This window comes from Siphonobacter sp. (assembly GCF_048595215.1).
Taxonomy (GTDB): domain Bacteria; phylum Bacteroidota; class Bacteroidia; order Cytophagales; family Spirosomataceae; genus Siphonobacter.
This window is the reverse complement of sequence record NZ_JBMDWJ010000003.1, coordinates 1-10,242: the sequence shown is the minus strand read 5'-3', so window position 1 is coordinate 10,242 and position 10,242 is coordinate 1. Positions and strand designations below refer to the sequence as shown.

Annotated in this window: 9 protein-coding genes and 1 pseudogene; 7 read left to right on the top strand and 3 right to left on the bottom strand. The window is 47.9% G+C overall.

What is annotated here, in order from left to right:
- Positions 1-387: pseudogene (locus ACOJTG_RS00085) on the top strand (MBL fold metallo-hydrolase); the annotation flags it as partial.
- On the opposite strand, the gene ACOJTG_RS00080 reads toward ACOJTG_RS00085, so the two are convergent.
- The gene (locus tag ACOJTG_RS00080; protein ID WP_420151930.1) at positions 350-829 is read right to left on the bottom strand and encodes a DinB family protein; all 480 of its coding nucleotides are present in this window, start codon (positions 827-829) and stop codon (positions 350-352) included. The pseudogene ACOJTG_RS00085 and the gene ACOJTG_RS00080 overlap by 38 nt on opposite strands.
- A 108-nt stretch (positions 830-937) precedes the next feature.
- Here ACOJTG_RS00080 and ACOJTG_RS00075 point away from each other — a divergent pair, with 108 nt between their 5' ends.
- The 3 genes from ACOJTG_RS00075 to ACOJTG_RS00065 all read left to right on the top strand — a co-directional run bounded on the left by ACOJTG_RS00075 (position 938) and on the right by ACOJTG_RS00065 (position 3,020).
- Complete coding sequence (locus ACOJTG_RS00075) at positions 938-1,798, top strand: helix-turn-helix domain-containing protein (RefSeq protein WP_420151929.1); 861 nt, start codon at positions 938-940, stop codon at positions 1,796-1,798.
- A gap of 66 nt (positions 1,799-1,864) precedes the next feature.
- Positions 1,865-2,431, top strand: coding sequence for a DUF417 family protein (locus tag ACOJTG_RS00070; RefSeq protein WP_420151928.1), 567 nt, complete (start codon positions 1,865-1,867; stop codon positions 2,429-2,431).
- 46 nt (positions 2,432-2,477) lie between these two features.
- Positions 2,478-3,020, top strand: a complete 543-nt coding sequence (locus ACOJTG_RS00065; protein ID WP_420151927.1) for a carboxymuconolactone decarboxylase family protein — start codon at positions 2,478-2,480, stop codon at positions 3,018-3,020.
- Positions 3,021-3,143: 123 nt separating this feature from the next.
- Here the strand turns inward: ACOJTG_RS00065 and ACOJTG_RS00060 are convergent, their stop codons facing one another.
- Positions 3,144-4,142, bottom strand: coding sequence for an aldo/keto reductase (locus ACOJTG_RS00060; RefSeq protein WP_420151926.1), 999 nt, complete (start codon positions 4,140-4,142; stop codon positions 3,144-3,146).
- Between the two features lie 175 nt (positions 4,143-4,317).
- Between ACOJTG_RS00060 and ACOJTG_RS00055 the strand changes: the two genes are divergently transcribed.
- From ACOJTG_RS00055 to ACOJTG_RS00045, 3 genes are all read left to right on the top strand, one after another.
- Positions 4,318-5,223, top strand: coding sequence for a LysR family transcriptional regulator (locus ACOJTG_RS00055; protein ID WP_420151925.1), 906 nt, complete (start codon positions 4,318-4,320; stop codon positions 5,221-5,223).
- A 580-nt stretch (positions 5,224-5,803) separates the two neighbouring features.
- Positions 5,804-7,066, top strand: coding sequence for an acyltransferase family protein (locus ACOJTG_RS00050; protein WP_420151924.1), 1,263 nt, complete (start codon positions 5,804-5,806; stop codon positions 7,064-7,066).
- Positions 7,067-7,174: 108 nt separating this feature from the next.
- Positions 7,175-9,541: a beta-L-arabinofuranosidase domain-containing protein gene (locus ACOJTG_RS00045; RefSeq protein WP_420151923.1), complete on the top strand. Its 2,367-nt coding sequence runs from the start codon at positions 7,175-7,177 to the stop codon at positions 9,539-9,541.
- A 147-nt stretch (positions 9,542-9,688) separates the two neighbouring features.
- Here ACOJTG_RS00045 and ACOJTG_RS00040 read toward each other — a convergent pair.
- The coding region (locus tag ACOJTG_RS00040; protein ID WP_420151922.1) for an NADPH-dependent FMN reductase at positions 9,689-10,242 on the bottom strand (554 nt) is incomplete at its 5' end.

Genomic DNA, 10,242 nt, shown 5'->3' with positions numbered 1-10,242 from the left:
GTTGGGGTTTTCACGGATTTAGGACAGACCTGTACGGGCCTCATCGAACATTTCAGCCAGTGCCACGCGGCCTTTCTGGAGGCTAATTACGATGAAGCCATGCTGGAACAGGGACGTTATCCGTATTTCCTCAAGCAGCGTATTCGGGGTGGTCACGGGCATTTGTCCAATCAGCAGGCACTGGATTTGCTGCGTACCCACAAGCCTGCGTACATGAGCCACGTCATTCTTTCGCACTTATCGAAGGAAAACAATTGTCCCATTCGGGCCCGAGAACTGTTCCTGCCGCACATGGATACGACTGAGTTGGTGGTAGCTTCCCGTTTGCAGGAAACGCCCGTTTATCACATCAAGGCTCAGGAAGTGGAGCAGCTTGTAGTTTCTTAACCAGTACAATCTGACCCAGGTGGTAGTGGGTATGTTCAATCATTCCCTGAATATTTCGGTAATAACTGCCGTATTTCTCATCGGTAAAGGCTTCCTCCAGAACAGAGTCTGGTAATTGTTCAACCCGTTGGGCCATCGTTTCGACATCTGACCAGACTTTTCCCAACAGGTTTTCCCACTCTTCCTGTGATTGAATGGGCGGATGGTCAAAGTTGAACCGGTCACTGGCCTGCAGGGGCTGGCCCTGTAATACCCGAAGCTGGGCCATCACGTAATAGTGAATGTGGTAGGTGAGAGCGGCGATGGTGTTTATTGTCAAAACCGGGGTAGTAGCCTGCTGCCAGCTAAGATTCGTCAGGTGTTCTTTCAGGCAAACCGTAGTCCAGTTACCTCCGAAGAAAACATGGCGTAGATGCTGGGCGAGTAGAGTAGCTGTGTTCATAAGGATTTAGAGATAATCTAGTTTGTAAAGAGTACCAAAAGATCAGTACTAAACCAAAGGGTAAATCAGCGGAACGTATAGCTTAGCACGAAGTTTAAACCGATTATCTTGGAAACGATTTATTCAGCTGCCGGAACCTATTTACTAGGACTAAAGTCGCTCACGGCCGAGGTCTTGTGTGTACCCTCGCAATCGTCGGAATATACCATCTGGTTCATTCCCGAAGGGGAAGGTACGTTTCATGCGGACTTTGGTACATTTCCATTCACCGGACCCGTGTTGCTATTCGCTACGCCCCTGCAAATTATTTACCTGGACGAATGTCAGGTACCCGGCGGCCGGATGCTTCAGTTTCACAGTGATTTTTACTGCATTGAATACCATCGGAACGAGGTAGCGTGTAATGGACTTCTCTTCAACAACATTTACCTTGACCCGATTGTACGTCTGACGCCCGACGAAACCCGCCGCTTCGTTTCCATCTTGGATGATATTCAGGACGAAGCCAGTCAGGCTATTCCCTCTGAGATTGTCTTGCGTTCCTATGTACAGCTTTTTCTGGCGAAGTCGAGTACGATCAAAAGGCAGGCAATGGGCCAACAAACGGATCGCCCGGAGAAAGACGAACAAATGGAGCGATTTCGACAATTGCTCGATGAGAATTATCTGACTTTACACAAGCCTTCGGATTACGCGGCTCTGCTGGCCATGTCATCCGATAACTTCACCCGGCGTTGCCAAAAGTATTTCCGGAAAAGCCCTTCCCAACTCATTCAGGAGCGATTAATTCTGGAAGCAAAAAAACAACTGCACCTGACCCGTCAAAGCATTAAGGAAATCGCCTACAACCTACGCTTTCAGGACGAATTCTATTTCAGTCGTTTTTTCAAAAAAATCACGAAAGTATCACCGCAGGCGTTCCGCGAGCAGACGGGCATTTCGATTGTGGCGGATTTGTCCAAGTCTTAGCCTTTTTTGTCCATGTTCCCCCGTGGACCCTTGCTGTAGTTTTGTATCACTCAAACAAACACAGCAATGAAAACGTCAATTCTTCATACCATCGCCCACCTAGATGACCTGGGTAAAACCGTCATTCGCTGGGGTATCGTCGTCGTTTTTCTCTGGATCGGCGGACTCAAATTCTTCACCTACGAAGCCGACGGAATTGTACCCTTTGTGGCGAACAGTCCGTTCATGTCGTTCTTCTACGAACACCCCAAAGAGTACAAAGCCTACATGAATAAAGAGGGAGAATTGATTCCGAAAAATCACGCCTGGCATCTTGAAAACAACACTTACGGATTCTCCAAGGGCTTGGGCGTATTTCTGGTAACAGTGGCGGTACTGGTGGCTCTACACCGGGTCGCTCCGCTGGCGAGTATGGTGGGGAGTATCCTCATCTTTATCATGACGCTCGGTACGCTTTCCTTTCTTATCACTACGCCCGAAAGCTGGGTTCCAAATTTGGGCGACGAACAATGGGGTTTTCCGTACCTGTCGGGGCGGGGACGGCTGGTCATTAAAGACATCGTTATTCTAGGTGGAGCTTTGATAACCATGAGCGAATCCGCCCGCCTGTACCTCAGTCGTCACAGCAACTAATCGATTTTATACAAACATTATACAAACCTTTTCAATCCATCCGATCATGAAAACGATCACCGTTCCTACCAAAGAGCAGGTAAGTCCCGAATCTCAAATCTTATTTGAACAACTCGAAAAACACCTGGGCAAAGTTCCTAATCTATACGCTACCATTGGTTATTCACCCCAGGCCCTAAAAGGCTTGCTGGATCTGGAAGCTACCGTAACGGCTCATTCGGCATTCACGGGAAAAGAGCGGGAAGCGATCAACCTCATCGTATCGCAAGTAAACGCGTGTGACTACTGTTTAGCCGCTCACACGGCCATGGCTTTGAAACGTGGTTTCAGTAAAGAAGATACCCTGGCTATTCGCAGAGGGCAGGTCAATGATCCGAAACTGAACGTCCTTGTACAATTGTCGCAATCCATCGCCGAAAATAAAGGGAAAGCGGATGGTACGCGGAAAGAACGATTCTTTGAAGCAGGCTACACCGAAGCCGCCTTGATGGAATTAGTAGCCTTGATCACGGTTCGAACCTTCACCAATTACGCGTTTGCCTTAACGGAAATTCCAATTGATTTTCCGGCCGCTGAACCCTTGAATTAGTAATGGAATAGGCGTATAATTGAAAGGTCCGTAGGCATTGCTACGGACCTTTTTTGTTATAGTGAATGGAGGGATGTGGTTAAACGGTCTGACCGCCTGTATCACAATAGAAAGTAGTACGCCTTAACGCTCTCCGACCCAATGCGGATAAATCAGTGTTGGGGCGGTAAGGGTAGTTAGTTCTGCCAAATGTTCGTCTGATAAAGACCAGCCTACCGAATCTAAGTTTTCGATCAATTGTGCTTCGTTTCTTGCACCAATGACGATATTAGAAACGGTATCTTGTTGGAGAAGCCAGTTGAGAGCTACTTGCGAAATAGTTTTACCCAGTTCAGTAGCGATCCGTTCCAGTGTATCCACGACCGTATAGAGGTGTTCGTCATCCACCGGCGGTGAGCCTACGGCTCCGCCCAATTGGATGCGTCCTTGGGCAATGGGTTGATTGCGTTTGATTTTTCCCGTCAGCCGGCCCCAGCCCAGTGGGCTCCATACCATTAAGCCCATATGCTGGTCTTTGATCAAAGGCATTAGCTCCTGCTCATAATCACGTCCGATCAAGGAATAATATCCCTGATAGATCACATATTTCTCTAAATTGTATTTTTCCGAAACGGACAGGGATTTCATCAGTTGCCAGGCGGCGAAATTGGAACACCCAATGTACCGGACCTTTCCACCAGCTACGAGGTTATCTAAGGTCCGCAGGGTTTCTTCCAGTGGAGTATGGCTGTCAAAACCGTGCATGAAATACACATCAATATAGTCCGTACCCAAACGTCTTAAGCTATCATGGACAGCATTGATGAGGTGAAAACGGGAGGACCCTTTATCGTTCACCCCTTCACTCATGGTGAATGAACCTTTCGTAGCCAGGATGGTCTTGTGCCTTTTGCCCCGTATGGCCTGCCCCAAAATTTCTTCCGAAGCTCCCTGGGAGTACACATTAGCGGTATCAAAGAAATTGACGCCCCTTTCTATACTGATGTCAATCAATCGCGAAGCCTCTTTTACATCGGTCTGCCCCCACCGTCCGAAGAACTCATTAGTGCCACCGAACGTGCCAGTACCTAAACTTAAGACGGGTACGTTGAGTCCCGAATGACCTAATTTTCTGTATTCCATTTTAATTGATTTCCTGTTGATAATTTAATCCATAACCGATTCTCCCTAGATACCTTTCTACGGTGATGCTCGTTGAAAGGAGTATCTTCCTGGGGATCGGGGGACAAATTTCAGAAGCATTTCAGTATTGTTAAAATAACTTAACTGATACCTTTGTATCATAAATATTATACTTATGCAATGGAATTTGGAATGGCTTCGGACGTTTAGAGCCATCTATGAAACAGGTACTTTATCGGCCGCAGCTCAGGAGTTGTTTATATCGCAACCGGGGGTAAGTCTACACCTCAATTCGCTGGAAGCGTACGCGGGGTACAAGCTATTTGATCGTTCGCCGCGAAAAATGGTACCTACCGAAAAAGGTAAAATCCTGTATAATTTCATCCTTGAACCGCTACAAAAACTGGATAGTGCCGAGCAGCATTTTCACCGACGATCGCAGCCCGAACGGATCACTATCAGTGTAGGGATGTGTTTCGAAACGTTTCAGTATACCTTGGAAGAACACGTAGCGAGTCTACCCTTTAATCTGATTATCAAGTTCTGTTTGTACCCACAAATGCAGGCAGATTTAGACAACGGTTTACTGGACATGATCGTCACCCCTCAAAAGGGTAATCAACAAAACCTGGTTTACGAACCGTTCTCTAAAGAAAGAGTTGTACTCATTGCGGGGAGCAAAACCGATATATCTATACTCGCATGCTTATTAGAAAAAGGCAATACGACAGAAACAAAGGAATTTTTGAAGCAACAGTTGTGGTACAGTACGGCCGGTGATATGGAACACCTGAAAAACTTCTGGTCGAAGAATTTTAGCGAACATCCTGACTTCAGTCCGAATTATATCGTTCCCAATATCAGTTCCATTATTCGTTGTTTGAGCCACAACGAGGGTTTTTCCGTTGTGCCGGACTTCCTTTGTCGGGAGGCACTGGATGCGGGAAAAATCAACGTAGTCTGGCAAGGTAACCAAGCCTGGGAAAATACGCTCTACTTCGGTACCCGGAAGAAAACCATGCACCACCAAGAGCTGGAACAACTCAAAAAATTATTTGAGCAAAAGTGGGAGAGGATGTAAAGGGGGGGCTTTAATTCTATAGAATTTATAAATCGGGATTATCGTTTTTATTTTAAGGGTACGCTCAGTCGATTCTACAAGATCTTTTGTGAAACGTTCGATCAGGTTTCGGAAAGAATTTAATAACCTCTTGCACTAAGAAACTATTATCAACCGTATGCTGAATATTTTCTGCGTGAGTAATACTATAGGTTACTCCATAGCAAGGCCCGTAATAGTAGCCACGGACCTTCCTATACGCATTTCAGTGGAGTATCACGATTGCAAACCAAGAAACGAGTGGATCAATACCGTCACTGAATCGCTTACTGAATGGAAGAAAATCAAAACAATCACCGGAGTTGGGTGGTTAGTAAGAATAATAAGGGCCTAAAAATCCTGAATGAACCCAAGAACAGGTAGTTATAAAATCACGGTTCTTGTTTAGCTTTGATTACAATCTAAGTCCACCGCCTTTTCCGCTATCCGTACTTTTCTTTGATCGGTACACTCGTATTCAGTTCCATTCAATTCCGTACGCTTCCCAATTCGATAACCATATACCCTATTATTCCGCCGAAGGGTTGTTCAATTAAGCTCTATGAACTTACCCAGCGATGGTCTGCCTACCGTTGTAGCCCCAGCGAGTCGATTTTATGCCTTAGATGCAAGCAGGGCTTTGGCTTTGTTGTTAGGCATCTTCTACCACGGCATTGAATCCTTTATCCAGTATAAACCGGAAAAGGCCTACTTCACCCACGACAATACCAGTAGTTCACTACTCGACTTTATCTTTTTTACGCTGCATGCCTTTCGAATGCACGCGTTCTTTGTGATTGCGGGTTTTTTCGCTCATCAGCTTTACCACAAACGCGGCGTAGCTGGTTTTGTAGAGCATCGGTTCAAACGGGTGATTTTGCCATTGGTACTCTTTTGGCCGCCGCTGCACCTCATCTTTCGGTCCTTACGTATTTGGGGACGCCAGCGATTGAGAGACTTTTCTGAAACACCGGAACAGCAGGTGGTTTCCCCTTGGCTTACGTCCTGGAATGAATTCTGGAGTGGACAATGGTTCAACCTCGAGGGATTACTTATGCCGCTATACCACCTTTGGTTTCTGTATTACCTGGTTTTATTCTGCGGTACGGCCCTTTTGGTTCGTCCACTGCTGGTTGCCGTGTTGAACTCAATGGGTAAGTTTCGTCCCCGATTCGATTCGTTCTTCCGCCAGCTCATGTACAAACCCTGGGCCGCCTGGGTGGTTGGGCTAGTGGTAGCGGTCGCCATGCTGCGAATGAATCAGCTTTTTGGCGTGGATACGCCCAACAACAATCTGATACCTAATACCCGTCCCTTTCTGGTATACAGCCTTTTTTTCGGACTGGGTTGGTTGCTACGGCGACAAAGCGAAGTACTACCGCAACTCAAAACGCATCGGCACGTGACACTGTTTTTCAGCGGTTGTTTACTGGCTGGGGTTTACGTATACTTTCTATCGCAGTCCGGCCGGGCTTGGGCTGATACCGGTTCGACCCTGTTCAGTGACCAGGTGTACAAAGCTGGTTACGGATTGGCTTCTACGGGTTTGGTTTTTGCGTTTTTGGGATATATGCTGCACTTCTTCTCCCGACCTAACGCTACGTTTCGCTATTTGGCTGATGCTTCGTATTGGATGTATCTGGCCCATTTTCCGCTGGTGGTGGTGTTACAAATTCTGGTTAGTGCCCAACCCTGGCCTTGGCTGCTAAAAGTAGCCGTCATTTTTGGGGTATCCATTGCTACGCTTTTGTTGAGCTACCAATATCTGGTTCGTAATCGTTGGCTGGGTACGTTACTCAATGGAAAAGCGGTGCGGAAAGGCTAGTTAAGTGGCCGCTGCTAAAAGGATTAAACAAAGAAGTTTTAGTATTTTTGAGAAATGTGTTAAATTGACGCAATTTTAAAACAAGACCTCTTTAATTACTTACCTGACATGAATCGGTTTCGTACAGGAATACTTATTGGTACGTTATGCACCCAGGCTTTACTCGGCTTCGCTCAGCAACCGGTAAAGTCTTTTCCACTCCGTGAGGTACGACTGCTCCCCGGAGCATTTAAAGAAGCGGAGCAAACGGATCTCCAGTACATCATGGCGATGGATCCGGATCGTTTGCTGGCTCCGTATCGGCGAGAAGCGGGCCTACCCTCCAAAGTAGCCAGCTACGGGAATTGGGAAAATACCGGACTGGACGGGCACATGGGTGGGCATTACCTGACGGCTTTGTCGCTCATGGCCGCTTCTACGGGTGATAAGCGAGTGCAAGACCGACTTACCTATATGATCGCCGAGCTAAAACGTTGTCAGGATCAATTGGGCACCGGTTATGTGGGTGGCGTACCGGGCGGCGTTGCCATCTGGAAGGACATTGCCCAGGGAAAAATTGATGCGGGAACTTTTAGTCTGAATTCGAAATGGGTGCCCCTTTATAACATCCATAAAATCTTCGCTGGTTTGCGGGATGCATATCTGGTGGCGGGTAATGAGCAGGCTAAAACGATGCTGATCCGATTGGCCGACTGGATGGTTCAGCTTTCCGCCGGATTAAGCGACGAGCAAATTCAGAATATGTTACGCTCCGAGCACGGGGGACTGAATGAAGTATTTGCGGATGTATCCTTCATTACGGGAGATAAAAAATACCTCGAACTGGCTCGCCGTTACTCGCACCGCGTTATTCTGGATCCACTGGTTGAGCAACAGGATCGGCTAAATGGTTTACACGCCAATACGCAAATTCCTAAGGTTATAGGGTTTGAACGCATCGCCGAACTTAGTGGGGATAGTGCGTACCATCGGGCTGCTCGTTTTTTCTGGGAAACCGTCGTCAAGCAACGTACGGTAGTGATTGGGGGCAACAGTGTGAGTGAACACTTCAACCCCACTAACAATTTCAGCTCGATGATTAGCCGCGTGGAGGGTCCGGAAACCTGTAATACGTACAACATGCTGAAGCTAACTAAGCAGTTGTACGAAGCAGAGGGGACAGCTAGCTACTTGGATTATTACGAACGGGCATTATACAACCATATTCTTTCGACCCAACGGCCGGGTACGGGTGGATTTGTATACTTCACGCCCATGCGGCCCCGTCATTACCGGGTATACTCGCAGGTACCGCAGGGGATGTGGTGTTGCGTGGGTTCGGGATTGGAAAATCACGGGAAATACGGTGAGATGATTTATGCTCACCAGGGTAATGATCTGTACGTCAACTTATTCATTCCTTCGCAGTTGAACTGGAAAGAAAAGGGAGTTACGCTAACTCAACAGACGAAATTTCCGGATCAGGAAAGTACCCGGCTGACGCTAACAACCATGCAACCCCGGAAATTTACGCTGAACCTACGGTATCCGTCCTGGGTGGCAGCAGGAGCTTTGAGCCTGAAAATCAATGGAAAGAAGACGGATGTAACGGCTCAACCCGGGTCGTACATTGCTCTGGAGCGTACCTGGAAGAAAGGCGATCAGATCGAGATTACCCTTCCCATGCAGACGACTACGGAAGCTTTGCCGGATGGATCGAATTACGTGGCTTTCCTGCGGGGACCCATCGTACTGGCGGCTAAAACGGATACCACCGATCTGGATGGCTTGCTGGCCGATGATAGTCGGATGGGACATATCGCAGCGGGGAAAACGTATCCGCTCCAACAGATGCCTTTGCTGGTCAGTAACGAATCACGGATCGAAAAATACCTGAAGCCCGTACCGGGCAAATCGCTTACCTACACGGCTTCCGAATTACTGTATCCGGCCAAGTATCGGACACTGGAGCTTATTCCTTTTTACCGCCTCCATGACGCCCGCTACGTGATTTACTGGCAAAAACAAAGTCCGGAAGGTTTACAGAAAATGCAGGAGGAACTGGCCCGGCAAGAGGCCGCCGCCCAGCAGTTAGCCGCGATAACGCTGGATGTAGTATATGCCGGTGAACAGCAACCCGAGTCCGATCACTTTGTCAAGAGCGAAAAAAGCAATACGGGGCAAAATCAGGACCGTCACTGGCGGGATGCCCGAGGCTGGTTTAGTTATCAGCTCAAAAACCCGAATCAGCAGGCAGATCGGTTGCAGGTGACGTATTGGGGTAAGGATCGAAACCGAAAGTTCAAAATTCTTTTAAACGATCAACCCCTGGCTACCGTCGAGCAGGATGGTCAGAAAGGCGAAGCGTTTTATACGGAAGAATACGCCATTTCCGCCTCTCAAAATGCTCAGGCAGGACCGCTAACGGTCAAGTTTGTCGCAGAACCGGGTTCGGCGACGGGAGGAATTTATGAGGTACGGCTGCTGAAGAAATAAGACCTGCGGGTGAATGGGTCTGGGATTGAAATCCTAGGTTACGGAATGGATCGAGCCTACGGCTCTTATACATGCGTGTAAGAGCTGTAGGCTCGACTAGTTTACTAAGGTCGGATTTTAATCCGACCCTGTCCGGGATTAGAATGGTTAAACACGTAGCGTCTGCAACGCTTTCGTCCAGCGGGCCAGTTCTTTAAACATCGCATCCGCCGCCCGCTCCGAACTATCGGTAGGCTGGAAATTCATCTCATCGTCAAATAGCTTATTGAAAAACGTCAGGGCTACGCTTTCCACGAGCGGTACCATTTTCAACGTCGTGAGTACTTGCTTAAGCACTTGAGCCGCCCGTAATCCACCCGATTGACCGCCGTAACTGACAATGCCCACGGGTTTGTAGGCCCATTCGTGGTAGACGTAATCCAGAGCATTTTTTAGGGGAGCCGTAATACTGAAGTTGTACTCAGCGGTAACAATTATGAAGGCATCCGCTTCGTCAATCTTGGCACTCCACTGCTTCGTGTGCTCGTGTTCGTACTGACGCATGGCAGGGTGTGCGGGTTCGTCCATCAAGGGAAGATTGATTTCGCCCAGATCCAGTATTTCAACCGAGAAATCAGGATGGCGTTGGGCTACGGAAGCTACCCAGTCAGCAATACTGGGTCCTTTACGGCCCGGACGAGTAGTGGAGGTAATGATTTTAA